The sequence below is a fragment of the Bacillus sp. 5w2 genome, assembly GCF_054353775.1.
The window spans coordinates 102,342-123,663 of record NZ_JBTIWT010000014.1; the positions used below are offsets into that span (position 1 = coordinate 102,342).

Below are 21,322 nucleotides of genomic sequence, written 5' to 3' on the forward strand. Positions count from 1 at the left end.
TACGCTAAGACTACTCAAAGGTTCCATTTTATCCCGATTGTGAAGGCCGATAATTAGCTAGGATGACCCTACTGACTACAGTTTCACTATATTTTAAAACGAATAACCTTACTGTATTCCGCTATTCATTATAGCAACATCGTCCCCAAAATTACACAAAAAAACAAACCCTTATGAAAGGGTTTGTTCATTGTCTACATATTCAGCTATTTTTTGAACAACGCCAGGTTCAAGTTGCTCTAGTACAGAAGCCGCTTGTTCTAAAGCTGCATCGTATTGATATTCACGGAATAATTTCTCCGCATAATTTAAGCTCTCTGCAAGGTTCTCATCATGACTGCGGTAACGATTACCATATTGAATTAATTTTTCAACTAAATACGCTTGTCCAATTAACTCTTCTGTCATTTCAGCTACACCATTAACAGTTGTGTATGCTTCTTCTAAACTGCTATTTACAGCGTTCATATTTAACGGCTTCACTTCTAACTGTTCATATACAGCTTGCATTGCCATTTGTCCTCTTTTTAAATCTTCCATAATGCTTTCTGGAAGACCTGGCAAATTCGACTTTTGCATAAAACGTTTCGTTTCAAAAATGATATTTCGCATTTCTTGCAACTTCTCACGCGCTTCAAATTCCTCTTTACGCATCGTTTGCAGCATTTCTTTATATTCTGCATGAAGTACTTTTAACGTTTCACATTGCTCATAAACCTCTTCTAGTTCTTCACGAATAATAGAGAAGGCAATATCTTGTTCCGCAACGCGTAATTGCAGCATTTCAAAACGTTTCGTTAAAATATGCATTTGCTTTTCAATTACTTTCTGAGACTCAATGTCCTTATCTTGTAACTGATAACTCTGTTTCACAAGCTGTGTTTCTACTTTTGTTTCAATCGTTTCAGCGCGAATTTCTTCTAAGTCTTCATAAACAGAAAGTGTTTTTTGCTCCACATAATGTCTCGCATGTACTTCTTGTTCCAGTTGATCATAGAAGCCATCTAAACGCGTTTTTAAGTTTTCTACTTTTTCAGCAGCTTCTGTTATATGAAGCTCCTGTATATCCATTAAACATGTGTGTAGTTGTGTCGTCATATCACGAACTTCTTTAGGGACTTCCAAATACTCTAATACATAACCTTGTCTTACCATATCATTATGTCCGTGTAATAAATCTTCCAGCTGAACTGGTAACGTCGCTTGACACTCTACCAATAAATCTGGAATTTGGTGAATAATGATTTCTAAGCTTGCCAAACCTTCTTCTAAACTAATAACAATTTCTCTCGCTTTTAAATAGTCGCCATTATCTGTTGCCTCTTCAAAGCTTTTAAACTTATTAGATTCAGCATCTAGCATCTCTTCAATTTTCTGCTCTGCTGCTCCATACATATGTCTATGAGCAAGAACACTCTTCTTCATACTACGATATGTATCACGTAACTCTTCAATTTCCGAGCTATTTTTTTCATGGCTTTCTAACAATTGCTGTAATTCATTTAAAATGTCTGTAATACGATTATCAGCGTCATCTAAACCACTTATGGATTCATTCATCGCATGCTTTGCTTTTCGGAAGGAGAATTGCGAGGCGAATTTTCGCGCTTGCGCTAAATCTTTGTCTGCTTTCGGAAGGGTTGTTGATACAATCTCATCCCATTCTTCACGCCATTTACCAAACAGTTCTTCTGTTTGACCCGTCATATTTAAATCTTTCACCCGTTTTAGTTCATCTGCCACAGGTTTATCTTTTATCTCTTGTTTCCACTGCTCCAGTGCTTCAATATCTTTATATGAACGATTTCTTATCACAAGCTCTATCATGAGCAGCACTAGAATAGAGCTTACTACAATGATAACGATCGTCAGGATAGAATCCATGCAAAAAAGCCTCCTAGTTATATCTCTTTTTTTGTCCGTTCCGTTTATGAAATGGAAGGCATTATGTATAAAAAGGGAATTCCCCTATATTTAACAACTAACAATGTACTAATCATACCATGTAATGGTTTGTTTTTGACCTAGTTTTTTTTAAAATTTCATGTTTCTTTCAATGCAATTGTAATCTTTCTCAATCTTCTGTTTCGATTAGCTTCCATCATCAAATGATTGCAATAACGGGTTCTCTTCCATATGGGATACGAAATGAATTTTGCGTGCAAGTGGTGGTTCAATAGAAATCGCATGCACATTCCCTTGCTTTACCGCTTGCTTTACTGACATTTCTGGAAGTAACGTAATACCAAGTCCAGCTCCGACCATCGCAAGCATCGGTTCTGCATAAGAAGTTTCAAATGCAATGATTGGTTTCGCACCTATCCCCTGAAACATATTCGTAATCATTTTCCTTACATCACAGATTTCTGGGTATACGATTAACTTTTCATTTTGCAAATCTTCCATTCGGATCACTGTTTTCTCTTTATAAAGATGATCATTTGAAACGACACAAACAATTTTTTCTTCTCGCATTTCTTTTATACACGTAGCGCCTTCTACTATTGAATCGACGAACATCGCTTCAATCTTCCGTTCTTTAAAGAGTCCCATTAGTACTTTCGTATGCTCAATTTTCCATTCTACTTCGAATCCTTCACCTAATACATCTTTACATTTTGATATGTAATGAGCTGCTAAACTTGGCAATATGCCTATAGAAATTTTCCGCTTCTCCTGAAAAGTCTTCATTTCAGCTTTCACTTCATATATGTGTTCCAAAATCGGTAACATCCTTGTTATAAATAACTCTCCAGCTTCTGTTAATTCCACTCCTTGCGCGGAACGCTTGAGTAAAGTAACCTCTAAATCCGCTTCTAACCTTTGAATTTGCTTACTAAGCGCCGGTTGAGAAATATGTAAAAGCTTACTCGCCTTTGATAAACTGCGCGTATTCTTCACTTCAATAAACGATCGTACTGCCTCCAAATCCATCGTACACACCTCTAACAAAAAGTTATAACTGTTATAAAAAATCGATATTTCCTTCTATAAACAATTACTCTCTATACTTATTTCATCAACTTACTATAACGAAATGTAAAGGGGAAAGATACTCTTGGACAAAAAACAAATGCTACTCGGATCCCTCCTATGCTTACTTGCCGTAACGGCTTGGGGATTTATGTTTCCTGTCATGGCAAATGCTCTGCAGTTTATCGATCCGTTCTTCTTCACAACTATCCGATACGGATCAGCAGCTATTATTTTTCTTATTTTGCTATTCATTACTGAAGGAAAAACTTCACTCCACTTAGAAAAAAGAACACTTTCGTTATTCTTTTACGGAACAGTCGGTTTCGCTGGATATGGTTTTCTCATTTTTTACGGTCAACAACTTGCCGGGCCTTCTGGGGCCATCCATGCTGCGATGATTCAATCTCTTATGCCGCTCATCGCTTTATTATTGCAGTGGATAACAAAAAACAAACGCCCACAAAACTACACATTCCTTTGTATGTTCGTTGCATTGCTCGGTGTTATGCTTGTCATTTCAAAAGGAAATATTCACTTATTATTTGGAGCTGCCAGTCACCTCTCAACAAATATACTTATGCTATGCGGCGTTACTTGCTGGGTCATTTATACGAACGGTGGTGCTCGTTTTCAATCTTGGTCACCACTCAGGTATACGACGTTAACTTGTTTATTCGGCTCAGTTTCACTCATCGTTATCGTCACTTTCTTCACTTACACAAACATCGTTACTATGCCGTCACTTCGTACCATTATGAGCGTTCGTTTTGAACTCTTGTATATGTCGATTGTTGCAGGTGTTATCGCTGTATTTTGCTGGAACACAGGAAATCGCTATATTTCATCTATTAACGGCATATTATTTATGAATTTAGTTCCTGTACTTGCACTTATCGGTTCCATCTTTCGAGGTTATACAGTCGACAAAATTGAAATTGCCGGAGCCTCACTAACAATTATCGCGCTCTTATGCAACAATGTATGGCAAAGGAAAGAAAGCACAAAAATCCCCACCTCATTTCGTTAGGTGGGGATTTTTCACATATGAACAGCTCTTGGCAATTCATAGTACATATTCGTTATACATAATGTTTGCTCCATCCATTGCTCAATTTCTTTCGTGTACATTTCTATGAAAAATGTCTCAGACGGAAAAGAATGCAGCACTTCTGATATATATTGCGGATATAAAAAAGGCATATTCATCATGCCTTTTAATTGCGTCATAAACATTGTAAAAGATACCTTTTTAAATTCCTGCTTTATTTGTCCCTGTCTAATCATTTGCTCTATATAATATCTTTCTTTAGAAAAGTAAATGGTCATCACTTCGCGAATTAATGTCGTATCAAGTGAAAGCTCTCGGTAGAAGAAACGTGTCAGCTCCCTATTTTCAAATTGATATCGTAAAATTCCGCGCACCATTTGTACCATCACATCTTTAGCCGACAAATACTCCCTCTGTTCGAACGACATTTCAATCACATGAATATATCCTTCTAAAAAGTCAGTAATAAGCTGTTCTAATAAACCTTGCTTTCCAGCAAAATAATATGAAATATTCGCTACATTCACATCCGCTCGCTTTGCAATTTCTCGCACCGACGTTCCATCATAACCTTTCGTGTTAAACAACGATATTGCCGCATCAATTACTTTTTGTTTCGTCTGTTTCATGCGCTCACTTCCTCTCACTGAACAGCTATAATTTAAATTTCTTGACTTTTAAGACAAATTCCTTTAATTTTCTATCGACAAAGTCATGTGAAATACATCGTATTTTGCTAATATTTTACACATCTCGATAAAAAGGGAGTTGTTTCCATGTTTACAAAAGAAAGTTATGCAGGTTCTCGTGAAGAACAATACGAGACAGTAATTAAACAACTGGATGCATTATTAACTGGCGAACCGAACGTAGTCGCAAACTTATCAAATGCGTCCGCATTATTAAATCAATTTTTAGATCGTGTGAATTGGGTTGGCTTTTATGTAACAGAAGGAAATCAGCTTGTTCTTGGACCTTTCCAAGGAATGCCTGCTTGCGTGCGCATTCCATTTGGACGAGGCGTTTGCGGCGTTGCAGCTGAAACAAAAACAACGCAGCTTGTAGCAGACGTTCACCAATTCCCAGGACATATCGCTTGCGACAGTGCTTCGAATTCAGAAATCGTTGTACCGATCGTGAAAGAAGGAACTGTCGTTGGAGTACTTGATATTGATAGCCCTGAAAAAAATCGTTTTGATGAAGTAGATCAGCGCTATTTAGAAAAGTTTGTGGAAACACTCCTAAAACATATTTAAAAAAGAAAAGAGCGAGTTATCGATTGCGTACATCACGTACGAAACCGATAGCTCACTCTTTTTTATTGATTACTAACAGTAGATATTTTCTTTAGTGCCTGTTCTAAATCAAAAACGATATCCTCCCATGATTCTAAACCGACAGATAAACGTATTAAATTATCGTAAATACCCATTTCTTGTCTTAGCTTAGCTGGAATCGCAGCGTGCGTCATCGTTGCCGGATGCTGAATTAACGTTTCTGTATCCCCTAAACTTACGGCAATTGTAATAAAGTGAAGGTCATTGATAAACGCTTGCGTCTCTTCTTTTCCGCCTTTTACTGAAAAAGAAATCACACCACCGCCCCGTTTCATTTGGCGAGATGCTAACTCCCCTTCTGGATACCAAACACCTTCTACCGCATCATGATTTTTGAGGAACGATACAATTTTTTCGGCATTATCACAATGGCGGTCCATTCTTACCGCTAACGTCTTTAATCCGCGTAACAATAACCATGCATCAAACGGCGCCATAATACCGCCGATATCTTTTCGCATCGGGCGAATTTGTTCTGCTAACGCTTTCGTTTTACAAATCGTTACACCTGCCACAACATCACCGTGACCACCAATATATTTTGTCGCACTATGAACGACCGCGTCACAGCCCATTTCAAGTGGTCTTTGTAAATAAGGTGAACAAAACGTATTATCAACAATAACAAGTAAGCCATTTCGCTTCGCAACCCGAATCACTTGTTTTAAATCAATTAATTTCATTGTCGGATTAATCGGTGTTTCAACGAAAATAAGCTTTGTATTTGGGCGGATTTCATTTTCAATATCATCCTCTGTCTCCATATCACAAAACGAATGCGTAATCATAAATTTTTCTTCTAACACTTCTAAAAAACCGTACGTGCATCCGTATAATCCATTTGAACAAATAATATGATCTCCAGCCTTTAAAAAACCAATTAAAGTTGCGGAAATAGCTGCCATACCGGATCCGAAAGCAAGTGCTTCTTCTCCTCCTTCTAACACCGCCATACGTTCTTCAAATAATTTTACAGTTGGATTTCCAAGTCTTGAGTAAATATAAGACGGATCTACTCCCGCAAAACTCGCCTCTCCTTGCTGCGCAGTCTCAAATGTAAATGTAGACGTTTGAAATAACGGTGGTGTTAAACTTCCTTTATGTTCCTCAGATGTATACCCGTGATGAATTAACGCTGTCTCCATATGTTTCTTTTTCATAAAAACATCCCCTTTATGTTTTTATCCCGCTTTAACGGGCAGTAAGACCCCAACATCAAAATTCAGCGAAAGCAAAAAAGTTAGTTTTGGGGATTAACTGCCCATAAAAGCCCGATTCGTTCAACTAATAACCAGTGGTGGGGGACGTCCCCACCACTGGTTAAAGTTTCACTTTATCCCGCATATTCATCAACAAAAATTTGATGAACGTTTTACTTCATTTTATGTAAGCGTTTTATTTGTGTTTCTATCACTTCTTTTATATCGTTTTAAATTCCTTCTTGCTAATTTCCAAAATTTATATGCATAAAACAAAAATGTACTCGCTTGACGAAACTCTGGGTAAAAGATATAATAGCGTTTGTGTAAAATAAAAAGGCAGCCTTGTAATGTGAGTTTATCGTTTGTATTTTGTTCCTCTACGGAGGTGTATCTCGTAACTCCCTGCTGCTGGAGCGAAGGTACATGAAAACAAAATGCCCGTAAATATCGATTACGTCTGTTTTTATTTTACGTAAATAAAAACATTTTTAAAGGAGGAGTCAACTATGGCTCGTTATACAGGTCCAGCTTGGAAACTGTCTCGTCGTCTTGGAATCTCTCTAAGCGGCACAGGAAAAGAATTAGAAAAACGCCCTTACGCACCAGGTCCTCACGGTCCTAACCAACGTAAGAAACTTTCAGAATACGGTTTACAATTACAAGAGAAACAAAAACTTCGTCACATGTACGGCATGACTGAGCGTCAATTCCGTCGCACATTTGACCAAGCAGGTAAAATGCCTGGTAAGCACGGCGAAAACTTCATGATCCTTCTTGAAGCTCGTCTTGACAACTTAGTTTACCGTATGGGCTTAGCTCGCACTCGTCGTGCAGCTCGCCAATTAGTAAACCACGGTCACATCACAGTTGATGGATCTCGCGTAGATATCCCATCTTACCGTGTAAAACCTGGTCAAACAATCAGCGTTCGCGAAAAATCTAACAGCCTTGTTGTTGTTAAAGAAGCGATCGAAGTTAACAACTTCGTACCAGAATACTTAACTTTCGATGCTGATAAATTAGAAGCTACTTACACTCGTCACGCTGAGCGTTCTGAGTTAGCAGCTGAAATCAACGAAGCATTAATCGTAGAGTTCTACTCTCGTTAATCTCGGTACTCTAAAAAGAGTAGTATTAAAAGCCTTAGGAACCTTGTTTATCAAGGGGCCTGGGCTTTTTTTATTTGTTATTGATAATGGCAAAATAAGGCATAAAAACGAATGCACTTGGGGCTAAGTGGGGCTAGTTTGGGACCAAAAAATAAAAAAGGCTGGCGTGTGTATAGAAATGGATAAGTGCAAAAAACAAATTATAAAAGGAGTTAATTGTTTTGAAAGAAAAATTCAACGAGATCCCTCTTCATGTACAAGACTTTCAAAAATTTAAAATGCTATTAGAAGAATTAGTACAAGATGAAGTAATATTCATTGAAGGTCTTTCTAAGTATTCTTTAAATATTTCTTCTAAAGAACATAAGGTCACCATTAACCTTAGAAGTGAGTTTTTCCTAGATCCACACCTGGTAATTACTGCCATAAGCATTACCCCAAGTAATCAAGGTAAGGGAAGTATTGTTCTTGAATGGTTTAAAACATTCGCTAAAGAAAAAGGATTCGAACGATTAATATTACAAGAAGTTATAACCGAAGAAGGTTATAACTTTGCATTAAAAAATGGTTTCTCAAAAAAGGTTGGTCCATTCGAGGAAATTTTTAGAAAGCCCGATAGTACTGACGGAAATTATGAGCTACATTTATAAAGAGTAAAATAAAAGTGAACGAATATTTTCCTTATGCGTTCACTTTTTTACTTGATGAATTATCCACCACAGCTTATTCTTTTCTTTCCATAAGAGCAATTCCCCCTATACTTTTAAATATTAAAATCGCTGTCAAACACATACCCGCATCCATTTGATGTTAACACAACAATTGTTGTGATTTAAATAAGTAGAAACCTCTCATAATAGATAGAGAGCTCCTTGTTTCTTTATGTTAGTGCAACCTATTGTTTTAAAAAATGGTAAAATGTAGTTTTAGGAGGGGGAAGAATGAGGAAACTAAAAATAACTGTTTTTATCTTATTACTGAGCATACCACTATTCCTATTAAATGGTTGCTTTACAGACACAAAACTATTTGAAAAACCAATAGGAGATTATTTGTCCGAAAACTACGGGATAAAGAATGGGGAATTTAAAATTCTTTCTGCTGATAGTGCGCTTGGAGTTTCTGATCATAACACTTACGTGGAAATAAAAAAACCATACCACACTGTTGCTTATTTTATTGTAAACAGTGACTCCCATTATGAAGTAGTTAAAAATGAAAGCGATGATGTTTTTCTAGAAATATTCAAAGGGGCTTATGTTGAACAGCATCCTGATGTTTTGAAACAATCCGATAAGATGATAAAAAAGTATAACTTATTAAGTGAATCTCCTACCGAATATGGCAAAGGGAAACAAAATTTCTATTACTATTTACATATAAATATAGATAAACAACAAGAAAAGGAATTAGTTGAAAATTTCAAACGTGATCAAAAAATAAACACTGACAACATAATGAAAACGTTAAAAGATAGTACACCTAGAGATCATGCCAATTATATAGGAGTCATCAATTTTAGTTACTATTACAATACCTACAAAAATAGCGAAACTATTCAAAATGCTCAAAATATTATGGGTGATTTCGAAAAGAGCCACGTGTTAACAGAGGGTATTTATAACATAGCAGTTAAGACCATCTATTCCAGCCCTAATGAAACAGAGGAAGAAATGGATGATCGTCGTAATAATAATGTCATGTTTACCGTGGATGAACAAGGGAAATTCGAAATATTAAAAACAACTGTAGATTCTTGATAAAATACGCCAATTGTTGTGTTTTAAATAAAGGGCGACTTCCCACCAGGAAGATAGCCCTTTTTTTCTTATTACTGTTCTTGTTCTATTACTAATAACCCGGTGGTTCAAACCCACTTAGCCAAAAACGGGGACAGCTCAACTTTGAGCATACCCCCACTGAAAAAGGTAAGTCCAACTTTGGACAGTCCTCCCTCCTATTTAATTACATAAGCATAGATAACTAAATCTTGTTTATCACCTTCAAAGTCATAAATTCGAGTTATGCCATACTCTTTACCTCTAAACATAATGCTCATACTTGGATGTAAATCATTTCTCCATCCAATTCACCTATTTTCTTTTTAACTTCCTCTTCAGCTTTACGAGCAGCCAATATACGAGGTACTGATATTTTCATAAAAAACTCTGCCATTTTCAATGCAGTTTACTCACTTGGTGGATTATCTAATATAGTTCGTTCTTTTCTTTCTATAAGATCCTCCCTTTCATTCATGATTTTTTACATCTTTTCTTTTTATTTTCCTTGTAAGTGAATGTTTTAAACAAAACTCCATCTTTCAAAAAAAGTTTTTCTATCATAATTCACTAGGATTTCGACATCATTTGACGATTCTTCTTCACCATACCTCCAATATCCAGTTCTAAGTAAGAACTCAGAAAGCCCTTCCGGGATTGGAAAATCATAACCATCTATACTTACCTTTGTTACCTCAATACCTTCTCTAATTATCATCGAATCATCCTTTCAGTTGGAATATGGATAAATTCGCTTTTAGGTATATTAATATCTCTAATAAACTCATTGCAATGTAACATTTACAGTTATCTCCTTAAATCGGTATAATTTACTTATTAAAGGAGGGAGATTTTTGAGTTTAAATATGTATTTAGGGGAAGTACAGGCTCAAACACAAAGTATGAATGCTTTCTGTACCACTACTATTCAAGGTATGGAACAAGCTATTCAGTCGATTGATGCTTTCACCAGTGATACTATTCTACAAGGACAAACATATGACAGTGCAAAGGCATTCTTTGCAGAAACTTTTCGTCCTTTAGCACAAGGAATTATTTATTTGTGTGAAGAACTAATTCGTCAGAATGATGCCTTTCCAAATCAATTTCAATCACAGGTTGCTTCGACAGATGTAATCGAACAAGAAATATTAGAACAAATTCGAGAAATTGATCGAATGAAGGCAAGTATGGAAGCTATCAGTCAAGCTATGCCAATCCCAGGTCTAGATGCTATGGCAAATCTTTTTATTGCCATGAGGCACAAACTTCAAGAAAAGTTAGATCATTTGTATCAGTTCAACCAAACATCTAGCAATAACTACAGTACAGCAATTCAATTAGCTGCTAGTATTGCAACAGGTCTTGCAGAAGTCCAAAGTGGAAAAGGTTTTAGTCCTGCAAGTGGTACATTTAGTACACAAGGGTTGAATATGGAATGGGTGACTTCTATTCAAGCGATTACAGAGGCTAGGAATCGTCAGGCTGACAATCTTTTAAATGATAGTCCAATTGAAGAAGGAACGATTGAGGATAGACCTTCATCGGAATCAGAAGAAAAAGATTTTGATGGTAAAAAACTAGCAAGAGATATAGCTGGTGAACTAAGTGGAGAATATGATATTCGACGTGCTTGGGATGGTATTGATCCATCTACTGGCGAAAAACTTTCCACTTTGGAAAGGTTTTTCGCTGGAGGAATGGCTGTAGCTGGTCTTACACCAATCGGAAAAGTTGCTAAAATTGGTAAAGTCGGAAAAGCCATAGATAAGGCTGATACAGCTAAAAAGGAAATGCAGGAAGCCGCGGCATTATTGAAAGCTAGAAGACAGAAACAAGCTGCAATTAATCGAACATCAGGAGATAAGTTTGAAGCTGAATTGAAGACTAGCTTAGAAAGTACTGGCGAGTTTGAAACAGTAGTTAAGCAATTAACACTGGAAACGCCTAGCGGAATAAAAACTAGAGTTGATTTAGTCGCACTCGGTAAAGAAAACAGTAAAATTAATCTATACGAAGCAAAAGCTTCTTTAAGCGCACCTTTAACAAAAAATCAGAAGTTGGCTTTTCCTGAAATTGAAGAGTTTGGAGCTATCGTAAAAGGTAAAGGAAAACCACCGTTTGATGGTGGTACGGAAATACCGCCTACTAAAGTAGAAGTCATACGTAAACAATAAAAAGGAGGCTACCATATGTCTTTAAAAGAATTAGAACAAATAGACTTATTAGCTATCGAAAAAGAAACAGGATATGTCCATCTTATTATTGCTGACGAAGAGGATTGGTCAGACGAAGAAGAACACGTCTCGTTATTGATAGAAAAGATTTATGCTTACTTGGGATTTATTGAAAGTGGGACGATTTATGAAATATATCCTGATGCTAAGGGACGACAATTTGTTATTAGTATACACGGAAAATATCGTTGCACTGAGTATGGTGAAGAGTTTTTTGAAAAAACTGAGGAAATAGTTATGAAAGCTGGATATGGTTTCCAATATATACATAACCCCCACAAAGAAGGGGAAATGTAGCAGAATAAAAGAAACAAGAAGAACGCCTTGTAGTGAGGGTAAACGTTCTTCTTTTTTTATCGGTCTATGTAATTAGACATCAAAAATGTAATATTTACATTGCTTGCACATAAGTTGTAATTGCTGAACTTACATTAGGAGTTTTAATCACTTACGCTTCGAAGCTGAATAAAAAGAGATAATGAGTATTTGATAAAAGGTGAGATACCAAAAGACTATTTCAAAATCCATGAATACGAAGGCGCAAATATGAAATTATACTTTAAAGATACTGAAATAGGTGAAATCAGAGACGTTTTTGTAGAAACACCCTGGATGTATGAAACAATACATTTAAATGATAATAGTAAACCATTTCAGGAATATTTCCGTAAAATGGTAGATGAAGACAGTACTTTTGACTTTGAAAGTACTGATCCTGAATTTCTAGACGATGAAAATTGGTCCGTTTTCGATGAGAACGAAGGGAAATATTTAGGAATCGACATTCCAGCAATCCACATTAATCCCCCCCTTCTTCTAACACTTAAAAACACTACATTCTATCCCATAACTCATTTTTCTTTGCTGTACTCTCCTTTTGTTAACATTATTTTTACAACGTATTTATCTATATCTTCCCTTTTTCTATTTTCATTCAACCTTAAAAACCTCTTCATCACCAGAGCATCTGAATGAGATTAACAAACTTAATGAACAAGTACCTCTTTAATCGTGAAATTATTAGAATATTCCATTTACAACAACTCCCTTAAATTGGTATTATTTTCTTGTAAGAGGAGGGAAAGTTCATGTCTTTAAATATGTATCTCGGTGAAGTACAAGCTCAAACAGAAAGTATGAACTCTTTCTGTACCGCTACTATTCAAGGTATGGAACAAATCATTCATTCGATTGACGCTTTTGCATTGGATACTGTTCTACAAGGACAAACATATAGCAGTGCAAAAGCATATTTCTTACAAACCTTTCGTCCGTTAGCACAAGGAATCATTTACTTATGCGAAGAATTAATTCGTCAAAATGATGCCTTTCCAAGAGACTTTCAATCACAGGTAGCTTCTACAGATGTTATCGAACAGGAGATATTAGAACAAATTCGAGAAATAGATGGGCAATTACTAAAAGGAAAACATATTTTAGAAATTTCAGTATCTAATAAAAATTTCAGAAAAATAGATGAATATATAAAGCGAGCAAAAGACAAGTATGATATCGAGATTAGATTTAGGGAGGAATAATTAATGACATATTCATTGAAACCAGAAATACAGGAAGTACTTGAGAAAATTAATTTTACCGAGAGATACAAGTCCTTATCAAAACAATTTCCAGATAGAGAAAACACATTTGAAAACTATGAAAACGAAAAAGTAATTGCAGTATTTGAATCTCTTGGCTATAAAGCTCGTTTTATGAAAAAAGAAAACTTTTTTATTGTTGGAGAAGTAAAAAACAAAGATATCTATACTTTCAGGTTCAATATTAGCTTGAAATATGGACTCGTTGAATTAATTTGGGAAGCATGGCACACTGGTGAAGTTAGAGTTGGAACATCTTGGGCTATGTTTGTAGACGTATTATCCAATGATACTGAAAAAGTGCTCCGTCCAGGTTTCCATAGCTATGAAGAACTCAAAGAAATCATGAAAATTGCATTTGAAATGTACGAAGATTTCAAGCGAGCATTAATTCCTATTTATTCATGATTTTATATTTAAGAAAGGTAATTTTGTCTTAAATGTAAAAAGAGCAAATCCGACTTATAAGAGTCGGATTTCTTCATTTATCTAAAACTTTATACTGTTTTATTCAATCTAATGTTAGTATTTTTCCAATGTTGACACAACATTAGAGTTATCATTTCAAGGATAATAAGATTATAAGAGAGCATTCAGGCGGTCATACTTATCCAGATGATCCATCCCAAAATAGAGGATCACATTTCAATGATGTACATGGGAATCATTATGACTATTAAAATTGAGGTGGTAAAATGAAGTGTTGGAATGAAGTAGAAAAAGATGCATTCTCATACTACGAATGGTTTAGTAAAGATGAAGCAATTAAAAGAGTCGGTAATTTACCAAATTTAAGTTTATTCAGCGTTAATGGCTCCATGTTATTTAGCCCAGATGAAAAAAAGAAATTCAAAGAAGTATGTGGAACTGAAATCAAGCAAGTATTTATGAAACAGGATTTAACTAATGTCTACAAATTCTACTTGCTTGCAGCTATTGAAATCAAAGACAAAAACTCTAAAATTGAAAAATATCGAAAGGTATGGAAAGCTCTTCGAACCAAATGGAAACTTGAGGGATTTAATAAGGGTCCAGAAGTTGAAATGGAAGTTGGAGGAACAACTTTCTACTCAAGTATTGCAGAGTTTTGTCTCGAGAAACTTCCAGCTGCCATTGAAATAGTTTCTAGTAACCCTAAAAGATTTACAATCATTGCAAGTAAAAATAGTGATATAATTGCGGAAGAAAATGTTAGAAAAATTTTCAAAAAAGCATTTAATGAATATAACAAATGGAAAGATGAAATAGATTATTTTAACCTTTCCATTCATCTCTGCCCAAAAGACGATATAGTTTTTAGATGGGGAGATTCATTAGAGGAAGCGGAAATAGCTGCTATATTTAAGGGAAATATACTTACACTTTTAAATAGCTAACTGCAAAACCTTTCTAAAAATAACTACATTTCAATTAACAATTATATTATTTTAATAGAATTAAACTAAGAAAAATCCGACTCACAAAAGGCGGATTTCTTCATGTATCTAACATGTATACTGTTTTATTTGATCTAATATTAAAAATTAGGGAGGAGTAATTATTGGCGTATTCATTACAACCTGAAATACAAGCCTGCCTTACAAAAATTGATTTTATTAAGAGATATAAAGCATTATCAAAACAATTTCCAGATAGAGAAAATACATTTGAAAACTATGAAAACGAAAAAGTAATTGCAGTATTTGAGTCTCTTGGCTATAAAGCTCGTTTTATGAAAAAAGAAAACTTTTTTATTGTTGGAGAGGTCAAGAATAAAAACATCTATACTTTTAGATTTAATATTAGTTTAAAACATGGCCTTGTTGAGTTTATTTGGTCTGCACGACATAATGGTGCAATAAGAGCTGGAGATCCATGGGCTATGTTTGTAGCAATATTATCAAATGATACAGAAAAAATACTTCGTCCATGCTTCCACAGTTACGATGAACTCAAAGAAATCATGAAAATCGCCTTTGAAATGTACGAAGATTTTAAGCGAGAATTAATTCCTATTTATTCATGATTTCACCTTAAAGATATATGAAGTAATGACCCAAAAAAAAGGACAGACTTAAGGTTTTAGGAGAATTAATTATGAACTTAAAATTAAAATCGGAAATAGAAATAGCACTAAAAAAAATTGACTTTGTTAATAGATACACAGAACTTTCTTCTTTTTCGAGAGAAAATTATGATGCCGAAGAAATCATTCCTAATCCCAATATTGAAGAAATTCAACAAATACTTGAAAAGCTAGGTTATAAATCAGTTTATGATAAAAAAGAACAGTTTTTAAAAGTTGGAGAACTAGATGATAAAAAAGAAAATTTATTTTATTTTAATATTGGTATTAAAGTAAACGTTCTGGACTTTACTTGGGTAGTTTATCATAATGATGAACTACGATTAGGTAGTCCATGGAGTCTATATTCAAGACTTTTAATTTCTCCAGATACTAGAATTAAGCCCGTACTATTTAGCGATTATGACAGCTTAGAAAAAATTTTAAAAATTGCTTTAGGTATGTATGAAGATTTTAAACAAGAATTAATTCCTATCTATTCATAATTTTATATATAAGAAAGGCAATCTTATCTTATATATAAAAAAAGAAAATCCGACTTACAAGAGCCGGATTTCTTCATGTATCTAACATGTATACTGTTTTATTTGATCTAATATTAAAAATTAGGGAGGAGTAATTATTGGCGTATTCATTACAACCTGAAATACAAGCCTGCCTTACAAAAATTGATTTTATTAAGAGATATAAAGCATTATCAGAAAAATTTTCTGATAGAGAAAATACATTTAAAAACTATGAAAATGAAAAAGCTATTGAAGTATTCGAGTCTCTTGGCTATAAAGCTCGTTACAATAAAAAAGAAGACTTTTTTATTGTAGGAGAAGTAAAAAACAAAGATGTCTACACCTTTAGATTCAACATCAGCTTAAAATATGGTGTTGCTGAATTGATTTGGGAGGCATGTCATAACGGTGAAGTTAGAGCTGGAGACCCATGGGACATATTTATACGATTGTTATCAAATGACACGGAAAAAGTACCCGTGCTATATTTCCACAGTTACGATGAACTCAAAGAAATCATGAAAATTGCCTTTGAAATGTACGAAGATTTCAAGCGAGAATTAATTCCTATTTATTCATAATGTAAAAAGCTACCAAAGACAACTAAAATAGTTACTTCGAGTAGCTTTTATTTATATATATTAAAGTTATTTATTTTCCTCTTTCTGAACATATACATAAGCATCTTTCTGCTCTTTATGTATATCCACCTTCGAATTCTCTGCAAGCTGACCCGCATTTAGCAAAGAAAAAATAATGAGCGCTTCTAGTGACATTTCGTTTTACCACTCCTTTCTATTTGTTATACGTTTATCATACCGCTTACATGTGATTTCCGTATGAACTCGAAAAGGAGATTACAACAAAAAGGTTACAGGCATACGAATGCACGCTATAATAACCATAAAATAGGAGGTGGATTCTTTTTGACAATAAACCAAATGGTTCAACTCGGAAGTTCATTTATGTTGTTTATTACTTCAGCACTTATGAGTTGGTATCAGGGGAGTAATCTAATAGATTATCCTGATGAATGGAAATATAGCGCTAAGTTTACAAATTACTTTAAAGGCACCGTTTCAAATTACGAAGATATTTATCAAATCGACTTCTTTATATATGCAGCAAAATTTTATCCAACAGCATTTGTTCTTATGCTCATTAGCTTACTTTATATGCTCATATTAATTCTTCATATTTTATTTACAAGAAAAGATCAGGCAATCTAAATTCATACATAAAAACCCCGAATCATAGACTTTTCAGCCTACAATTCGGGGTACTATTTGTTTTATATTCGTTTCTGATTAGTAACGAATTAAGAAATATTTCTTCTTACCACGGCGAATGATTGTGAATTTACCTTCGATGCGGTCGTTTTCTGTTACAACGTAGTCTAATGCTTGTGTACGCTCACCGTTTACGTAGATTGCGCCGTTCGTTACATCTTCACGTGCTTGACGTTTTGATGGAGAGATTTTGCTTTCTACAAGTAAGTCGATTAATACTGTATCTTCTGCAGTACGTTCTACAGATGGTACGTCTTTGAATCCTTGTTCGATTTCGCTTGCAGTCAGTTCTGCTACAGAACCGCTGAATAATGCAGCTGAAATTTTAATCGCTTGCTCTAATGCTTCTTCGCCGTGAACAAGTTTTGTCATTTCAGAACCTAATGCTTTTTGTGCTGCACGTTTTTCTGGTGCTTCAGCTACTTGCTTTTCAAGCTCAAGAATTTCTTCATGAGATAAGAATGTGAAGTATTTTAAGTATTTAACAACATCGCGGTCATCTGTGTTGATCCAGAATTGGTAGAACTCGTAAGGAGTTGTTTTTTCTGGGTCTAACCAAATTGCGCCGCCTTCTGTTTTACCAAACTTCGTACCGTCAGATTTTGTAACTAGTGGAATTGTTAAACCGAATGCTTTCGCATCTTCTTCTGATTTACGGATTAATTCAAGACCAGCTGTAATGTTACCCCATTGGTCACTACCACCGATTTGCAGGCGGCAATTATGGTGTTGGTATAAGTTTAAGAAGTCGTATGATTGTAAAATCATGTAACTGAACTCAGTGAATGAAATACCAGTCTCTAAACGAGATGCTACTGTATCTTTTGCTAACATATAGTTTAAACCGAAGTTTTTACCGATATCGCGTAAGAATGAAATTACATCTAAGTTACCAAGCCAGTCATAGTTGTTAGCCATTGTTGCTGGGTTGTCCACGTTTTCGAACTCTAAGAAGTTTGAAAGTTGGTTTTTAATGCTTTCTGTGTAGTAAGCAACTGTATCTTTCGTATTTAATGTACGCTCTGCTTTTTTACCACTTGGGTCACCGATCATACCAGTACCTCCGCCAACTAGTGCGATTGGTTGATGACCAGCTAATTGGAAACGACGTAACATTAATACTGGTAACATATGACCAATGTGTAAGCTATCCGCTGTCGGGTCGAAACCACAGTATAATTTAACGCTTTCTTTTTCTAATAATTGCTCAAGTCCCTCAGCATCTGTTTGCTGATTAATTAGACCGCGAAATTCAAGATCTTGTAAAATACCCATATCCTACATACTCTCCTTTAAGTTCATTACTGGCGTGAAGGTTGAAAACATAAAAAAATCGCCCCTTTAAATAAGGGACGATTTTGATTATCGCGTTACCACCCTAGTTGCAGGCAAAAAAAAGCCTACCACCTTATTTACATAACGGCTTAGCACCGTCTTTTCCCTTTTGAATACAATTCAATCGAAAAAAGATGCTCTAGGGGCGTAATTCGCGATCATCTATGTGCTGATTTTCACCGGCCATCAGCTCTCTAAAACAGGGAAATGATCACTACTTCTCCCTTTCCACGCTCAATTATTCATATACTTTTCTTTATACCATCATTTATATAGGCATGTCAAATAGAGGTAGGTGTTCTCTCCTTGCCAATCCTTTACAACGTCGCAAAGAGTATCGTAATAAGAGAAAGAATTGGAACCCCAACTAATAACGATACGTGAAACACAACTGATAAATCATTCCCAATCGTCGCCTCCACAGGATCTTTCGCTGGAGAACCAAGAAAGCCAATGAATCGGTCGAAGCGACTTACCGTTTTTGGAAAATCCGGTATTTCTACATGGTCACTATCTAAATGTTGTTTTAATTTATATTCACTCTTAAAGGGATTTTCGCTCAATTTCATCCACCTCCAGCAATTGTTTCAATTTCTTTATCCCGTTATGAAGTCTCGACTTCACTGTTCCAATCGGAATGTTTAATATCTCTGCAATTTCTTTTTGCTGCATATCATGATAATAAAAAAGGATGAGGACAGCTCGCTGGTCTTCAGGAACTTTCAAAATTGCGTCCCTTACAGTAAGACGGTCTTCTTGTGAAAACTCTACCTCTTGAATTGGCACTAAAAATGGCAAAAGCGTACGCCACTTTTTTCTTCTATTTAATTTATTAATCATAAGACGATAACCAATTTGAAATAAATACGTTTTTATTTTTCCTTTCTCAAGTTCATACATATGTTTCTTACGCTCTAACGTCAAAAATGTATCTTGCACAAGGTCGATACTTAACTGTTCATCTCGGTTAAAGCGATACAAAAATGTATATAGCGCTGGTTTAATTAAAACATATAGTTTTTCCCCAGCCTCCTTATCCCCACTTTGGTACGCAAGCATGAGCTCCTCCTCAATCCCAATCTGCGCCATTTTTTTTGATCTCCTTTATTCCTTTTAACGTTAATGAAATACGGGAAATTAAATATGCACTTGCGACAATGACCCATGCTTGTGACTGATGCGTAAAAAATTGAACATATGGGTTTTGAATCGTAAATCCACTAAAAATGAAAATATTTAACGCCAGCACACATATACATGCATACACTGCAAGACAGACCGAAATTGTATCAAATACATTCCAACGAAAATATATTTTTGTTTTTGTAAAATCAATTTTATTTCCATTTTTTCGTACAATATACTTCTTATCCAACGGAATAATGATTGAAAAAATAACAATCATTATAATCCCAACTGTAATCATTGAAACTTTAAAGCCAATTGGCATCGGTAATAACAGACCACAAGAAAATACAACGATAATTCCAATTAAAGCAAAAGCAAGAAGTAATTTATTAGACATAAAAAAGCCTCCCTCATCTATTCTTTCATAAATGTATACAGACGAGGAAGGCACTTCGTTCAAATATTATTTTATTTTTTTAATAATCTTTGCAGGATTTCCGCCGACTACTACATTGTCCGGCACATCTTTCGTTACAACGGCGCCAGATGCGATCACCGCGTTGTCTCCAATTGTGACACCAGGATTAATAATCGCTCTTCCGCCAATCCATACGTTATCACCAATTGTAACTGGTTTTCCATATTCTGATCCGCTTATGCGCTCTACTGGATCAAGCGGATGTGTTGCTGTATAAATGTGAACACCTGGAGCTAACATACAGTTCACTCCGATTGTTACTGGACATACATCTAAAATTGTACAGTCAAAGTTCGCGTAAAAATTTTCGCCCACGTGAATGTTATAGCCGTAATCACACCTGAAAGAAGATTCAAGATGAATGTTATCTCCAGTCGTTCCGAATAGTTCTTTTACGATTTCGCTACGCTCTTTTAATTGTACTTCTGGTGTTTCATTTAATTTTCTCGTTAATATACGAGCCTGCTCCCTCTCTTGTACTAAAACTGGATCAGCCGGTATGTACATTTCCCCATGTATCATCTTTTCTTTTTCTGTTTTCATTTCTTTCTCCCCTTTAACTCGTATGTATAAGTTTTGCTTTTATTTTACATCAATAAATATTTTTTTCAATCATAACCTTTTATGCAAGCCAGTCCTTTTTTAATAGTACATAATGGTTTTCCAAAAATATTTTATCGTATTTAGGAAATGAGCGTTTCACTTGTTTCCCTAATTTAAATCCGATTTTCTCCATAGACCTGCATGAATTTATATTATTATCCCAAGCCTGCGCACGAACTTCATCCACTTCTAAAGTTAAAAAGATATAATTATATATTAAATTTCTTGCTTCTCGATTGACACCTGTACGCCAAAATTTACGTGCAATCCGCTGAGCCTCTGAACTTACAATTAACTTTTTATTTTCATTCATCGTTGGTATAGAGATCCAATATGTCCCTATCATTTCCTTTGATTGTTTCATTATAATTGACCATGCCATAATATCCTTCAAACCTTTATAAGTGTGTAACAGCTCTTTAATCTCATTACTATCTTTCGGGATTGTATTCCCCGTCCAATGATGCATATCAGGATCTTTCATTATCTCATACCACTCGATGTAATCTTTTTCAGGTTCTACAGAACGTAAATACACGTTGTCTCCTTCTAAAATTGGTATCTTCATCTACCTTATCTCCTTTATTATTTACAAAAAAAGGTCTGAACGTTATTTCGTTCAGACCTTCCTCT

Annotated in this window: 24 protein-coding genes, 4 pseudogenes and 1 other annotated feature; of the genes and pseudogenes, 16 read left to right on the forward strand and 12 right to left on the reverse strand. The window is 35.1% G+C overall.

The features are described 5' to 3' along the window. Positions 1–171: 171 nt before the first annotated feature. Together ezrA and ACXY7N_RS21095 are read right to left on the reverse strand one after the other, a co-directional pair. Complete coding sequence (ezrA, locus tag ACXY7N_RS21090; RefSeq protein WP_016135455.1) at positions 172–1,884, reverse strand: septation ring formation regulator EzrA; 1,713 nt, start codon at positions 1,882–1,884, stop codon at positions 172–174. 207 nt (positions 1,885–2,091) lie between these two features. Then, positions 2,092–2,934, reverse strand: coding sequence for a LysR family transcriptional regulator (locus tag ACXY7N_RS21095; protein ID WP_353811011.1), 843 nt, complete (start codon positions 2,932–2,934; stop codon positions 2,092–2,094). 124 nt (positions 2,935–3,058) lie between these two features. Here ACXY7N_RS21095 and ACXY7N_RS21100 point away from each other — a divergent pair, with 124 nt between their 5' ends. Further along, positions 3,059–4,003: a DMT family transporter gene (locus ACXY7N_RS21100; RefSeq protein ID WP_000358806.1), complete on the forward strand. Its 945-nt coding sequence runs from the start codon at positions 3,059–3,061 to the stop codon at positions 4,001–4,003. Positions 4,004–4,014: 11 nt separating this feature from the next. On the opposite strand, the gene refZ is transcribed toward ACXY7N_RS21100, so the two are convergent. Next, on the reverse strand, positions 4,015–4,653 hold the full coding sequence (gene refZ / locus ACXY7N_RS21105; RefSeq protein WP_000814937.1) for a forespore capture DNA-binding protein RefZ: 639 nt from the start codon (positions 4,651–4,653) through the stop codon (positions 4,015–4,017). A 147-nt stretch (positions 4,654–4,800) separates the two neighbouring features. On the opposite strand from refZ, the gene ACXY7N_RS21110 reads away from it, so the two are divergent. Then, positions 4,801–5,280, forward strand: coding sequence for a GAF domain-containing protein (locus tag ACXY7N_RS21110; protein WP_061673030.1), 480 nt, complete (start codon positions 4,801–4,803; stop codon positions 5,278–5,280). Positions 5,281–5,342: 62 nt separating this feature from the next. On the opposite strand, the gene megL is transcribed toward ACXY7N_RS21110, so the two are convergent. Continuing rightward, positions 5,343–6,521: a methionine gamma-lyase gene (gene megL, locus ACXY7N_RS21115; RefSeq protein ID WP_353811010.1), complete on the reverse strand. Its 1,179-nt coding sequence runs from the start codon at positions 6,519–6,521 to the stop codon at positions 5,343–5,345. Positions 6,522–7,069: 548 nt separating this feature from the next. Between megL and rpsD the strand changes: the two genes are divergently transcribed. From rpsD to ACXY7N_RS21130, 3 genes are all read left to right on the forward strand, one after another. After that, positions 7,070–7,672 (forward strand): 30S ribosomal protein S4, encoded by a 603-nt coding sequence (rpsD, locus tag ACXY7N_RS21120; protein WP_000135322.1) that lies wholly within the window; start codon positions 7,070–7,072, stop codon positions 7,670–7,672. Between the two features lie 221 nt (positions 7,673–7,893). Next, positions 7,894–8,322: a GNAT family N-acetyltransferase gene (locus ACXY7N_RS21125; protein WP_098705127.1), complete on the forward strand. Its 429-nt coding sequence runs from the start codon at positions 7,894–7,896 to the stop codon at positions 8,320–8,322. Between the two features lie 291 nt (positions 8,323–8,613). Beyond that, positions 8,614–9,432, forward strand: a complete 819-nt coding sequence (locus ACXY7N_RS21130) for a hypothetical protein (protein WP_116363352.1) — start codon at positions 8,614–8,616, stop codon at positions 9,430–9,432. A 492-nt stretch (positions 9,433–9,924) separates the two neighbouring features. On the opposite strand, the pseudogene ACXY7N_RS21135 reads toward ACXY7N_RS21130, so the two are convergent. After that, positions 9,925–10,168 (reverse strand): annotated as a pseudogene (locus tag ACXY7N_RS21135) (hypothetical protein). Between the two features lie 136 nt (positions 10,169–10,304). Between ACXY7N_RS21135 and ACXY7N_RS21140 the strand changes: the two are divergent. The 10 genes and pseudogenes from ACXY7N_RS21140 (at position 10,305) to ACXY7N_RS21185 (ending at position 16,437) form a co-directional block, all read left to right on the forward strand. Continuing rightward, complete coding sequence (locus ACXY7N_RS21140) at positions 10,305–11,627, forward strand: pre-toxin TG domain-containing protein (RefSeq protein ID WP_189655083.1); 1,323 nt, start codon at positions 10,305–10,307, stop codon at positions 11,625–11,627. A gap of 15 nt (positions 11,628–11,642) precedes the next feature. Next, the gene (locus tag ACXY7N_RS21145) at positions 11,643–11,984 is read left to right on the forward strand and encodes a DUF6572 domain-containing protein (RefSeq protein WP_098705125.1); all 342 of its coding nucleotides are present in this window, start codon (positions 11,643–11,645) and stop codon (positions 11,982–11,984) included. 249 nt (positions 11,985–12,233) lie between these two features. After that, positions 12,234–12,488 (forward strand): annotated as a pseudogene (locus tag ACXY7N_RS21150) (hypothetical protein); the annotation flags it as partial. Positions 12,489–12,775: 287 nt separating this feature from the next. Then, positions 12,776–13,096: pseudogene (locus tag ACXY7N_RS21155) on the forward strand (T7SS effector LXG polymorphic toxin); the annotation flags it as partial. A 132-nt stretch (positions 13,097–13,228) separates the two neighbouring features. Further along, positions 13,229–13,693 carry a hypothetical protein gene (locus tag ACXY7N_RS21160; protein ID WP_098985976.1) on the forward strand — a complete coding sequence of 155 codons (465 nt, stop codon included), beginning with the start codon at positions 13,229–13,231 and terminating at the stop codon, positions 13,691–13,693. A gap of 161 nt (positions 13,694–13,854) precedes the next feature. Beyond that, positions 13,855–13,965: pseudogene (locus ACXY7N_RS21165) on the forward strand (HNH/endonuclease VII fold putative polymorphic toxin); the annotation flags it as partial. 15 nt (positions 13,966–13,980) lie between these two features. Further along, a complete protein-coding gene (locus ACXY7N_RS21170; protein ID WP_098985977.1) occupies positions 13,981–14,661 on the forward strand; it encodes a hypothetical protein in 681 nt (226 codons plus the stop codon). A 164-nt stretch (positions 14,662–14,825) separates the two neighbouring features. Beyond that, positions 14,826–15,290, forward strand: coding sequence for a hypothetical protein (locus ACXY7N_RS21175; protein ID WP_116349188.1), 465 nt, complete (start codon positions 14,826–14,828; stop codon positions 15,288–15,290). Between the two features lie 71 nt (positions 15,291–15,361). Beyond that, positions 15,362–15,835: a hypothetical protein gene (locus ACXY7N_RS21180; RefSeq protein ID WP_098986736.1), complete on the forward strand. Its 474-nt coding sequence runs from the start codon at positions 15,362–15,364 to the stop codon at positions 15,833–15,835. 137 nt (positions 15,836–15,972) lie between these two features. Beyond that, on the forward strand, positions 15,973–16,437 hold the full coding sequence (locus tag ACXY7N_RS21185; protein ID WP_116349189.1) for a hypothetical protein: 465 nt from the start codon (positions 15,973–15,975) through the stop codon (positions 16,435–16,437). Between the two features lie 66 nt (positions 16,438–16,503). On the opposite strand, the gene ACXY7N_RS21190 is transcribed toward ACXY7N_RS21185, so the two are convergent. Next, positions 16,504–16,632, reverse strand: a complete 129-nt coding sequence (locus tag ACXY7N_RS21190; protein ID WP_000050940.1) for a hypothetical protein — start codon at positions 16,630–16,632, stop codon at positions 16,504–16,506. Positions 16,633–16,695: 63 nt separating this feature from the next. On the opposite strand from ACXY7N_RS21190, the gene ACXY7N_RS21195 reads away from it, so the two are divergent. Beyond that, on the forward strand, positions 16,696–17,085 hold the full coding sequence (locus tag ACXY7N_RS21195; protein ID WP_088084429.1) for a YjdJ family protein: 390 nt from the start codon (positions 16,696–16,698) through the stop codon (positions 17,083–17,085). Positions 17,086–17,163: 78 nt separating this feature from the next. On the opposite strand, the gene tyrS is transcribed toward ACXY7N_RS21195, so the two are convergent. The 6 genes from tyrS to ACXY7N_RS21225 form a co-directional block, all read right to left on the reverse strand. After that, positions 17,164–18,420 carry a tyrosine--tRNA ligase gene (gene tyrS / locus ACXY7N_RS21200; RefSeq protein ID WP_000512081.1) on the reverse strand — a complete coding sequence of 419 codons (1,257 nt, stop codon included), beginning with the start codon at positions 18,418–18,420 and terminating at the stop codon, positions 17,164–17,166. A gap of 70 nt (positions 18,421–18,490) precedes the next feature. Beyond that, positions 18,491–18,720: a binding site (T-box leader), on the reverse strand. 77 nt (positions 18,721–18,797) lie between these two features. Continuing rightward, positions 18,798–19,043, reverse strand: a complete 246-nt coding sequence (locus ACXY7N_RS21205; RefSeq protein WP_001293777.1) for a hypothetical protein — start codon at positions 19,041–19,043, stop codon at positions 18,798–18,800. Further along, positions 19,024–19,569, reverse strand: coding sequence for an RNA polymerase sigma factor (locus ACXY7N_RS21210; RefSeq protein WP_000057177.1), 546 nt, complete (start codon positions 19,567–19,569; stop codon positions 19,024–19,026). Before ACXY7N_RS21210 ends, ACXY7N_RS21205 begins: the two co-directional genes overlap by 20 nt. After that, positions 19,550–20,005: a hypothetical protein gene (locus tag ACXY7N_RS21215; protein ID WP_431154109.1), complete on the reverse strand. Its 456-nt coding sequence runs from the start codon at positions 20,003–20,005 to the stop codon at positions 19,550–19,552. Before ACXY7N_RS21215 ends, ACXY7N_RS21210 begins: the two co-directional genes overlap by 20 nt. A gap of 66 nt (positions 20,006–20,071) precedes the next feature. Further along, the gene (locus ACXY7N_RS21220) at positions 20,072–20,629 is read right to left on the reverse strand and encodes a maltose acetyltransferase domain-containing protein (protein WP_078182799.1); all 558 of its coding nucleotides are present in this window, start codon (positions 20,627–20,629) and stop codon (positions 20,072–20,074) included. A gap of 79 nt (positions 20,630–20,708) precedes the next feature. Further along, entirely contained in the window at positions 20,709–21,257 is a 549-nt protein-coding gene (locus tag ACXY7N_RS21225; RefSeq protein ID WP_488592596.1) for a GNAT family N-acetyltransferase, read from the reverse strand. Positions 21,258–21,322 lie beyond the last annotated feature (65 nt).

Bases quoted from the DNA above. Each gene is read 5' to 3' on its own strand.
- ezrA (WP_016135455.1), bottom strand. From the start codon at position 1,884: ATGGATTCTATCCTGACGATCGTTATCATTGTAGTAAGCTCTATTCTA.
- ACXY7N_RS21095 (WP_353811011.1), bottom strand. From the start codon at position 2,934: ATGGATTTGGAGGCAGTACGATCGTTTATTGAAGTGAAGAATACGCGC.
- refZ (WP_000814937.1), bottom strand. From the start codon at position 4,653: ATGAAACAGACGAAACAAAAAGTAATTGATGCGGCAATATCGTTGTTT.
- ACXY7N_RS21110 (WP_061673030.1), top strand. From the start codon at position 4,801: ATGTTTACAAAAGAAAGTTATGCAGGTTCTCGTGAAGAACAATACGAG.
- megL (WP_353811010.1), bottom strand. From the start codon at position 6,521: ATGAAAAAGAAACATATGGAGACAGCGTTAATTCATCACGGGTATACA.
- rpsD (WP_000135322.1), top strand. From the start codon at position 7,070: ATGGCTCGTTATACAGGTCCAGCTTGGAAACTGTCTCGTCGTCTTGGA.
- ACXY7N_RS21130 (WP_116363352.1), top strand. From the start codon at position 8,614: ATGAGGAAACTAAAAATAACTGTTTTTATCTTATTACTGAGCATACCA.
- ACXY7N_RS21145 (WP_098705125.1), top strand. From the start codon at position 11,643: ATGTCTTTAAAAGAATTAGAACAAATAGACTTATTAGCTATCGAAAAA.
- ACXY7N_RS21160 (WP_098985976.1), top strand. From the start codon at position 13,229: ATGACATATTCATTGAAACCAGAAATACAGGAAGTACTTGAGAAAATT.
- ACXY7N_RS21170 (WP_098985977.1), top strand. From the start codon at position 13,981: ATGAAGTGTTGGAATGAAGTAGAAAAAGATGCATTCTCATACTACGAA.
- ACXY7N_RS21180 (WP_098986736.1), top strand. From the start codon at position 15,362: ATGAACTTAAAATTAAAATCGGAAATAGAAATAGCACTAAAAAAAATT.
- ACXY7N_RS21190 (WP_000050940.1), bottom strand. From the start codon at position 16,632: ATGTCACTAGAAGCGCTCATTATTTTTTCTTTGCTAAATGCGGGTCAG.
- ACXY7N_RS21195 (WP_088084429.1), top strand. From the start codon at position 16,696: ATGAACTCGAAAAGGAGATTACAACAAAAAGGTTACAGGCATACGAAT.
- tyrS (WP_000512081.1), bottom strand. From the start codon at position 18,420: ATGGGTATTTTACAAGATCTTGAATTTCGCGGTCTAATTAATCAGCAA.
- ACXY7N_RS21210 (WP_000057177.1), bottom strand. From the start codon at position 19,569: ATGGCGCAGATTGGGATTGAGGAGGAGCTCATGCTTGCGTACCAAAGT.
- ACXY7N_RS21215 (WP_431154109.1), bottom strand. From the start codon at position 20,005: ATGTCTAATAAATTACTTCTTGCTTTTGCTTTAATTGGAATTATCGTT.
- ACXY7N_RS21220 (WP_078182799.1), bottom strand. From the start codon at position 20,629: ATGAAAACAGAAAAAGAAAAGATGATACATGGGGAAATGTACATACCG.
- ACXY7N_RS21225 (WP_488592596.1), bottom strand. From the start codon at position 21,257: ATGAAGATACCAATTTTAGAAGGAGACAACGTGTATTTACGTTCTGTA.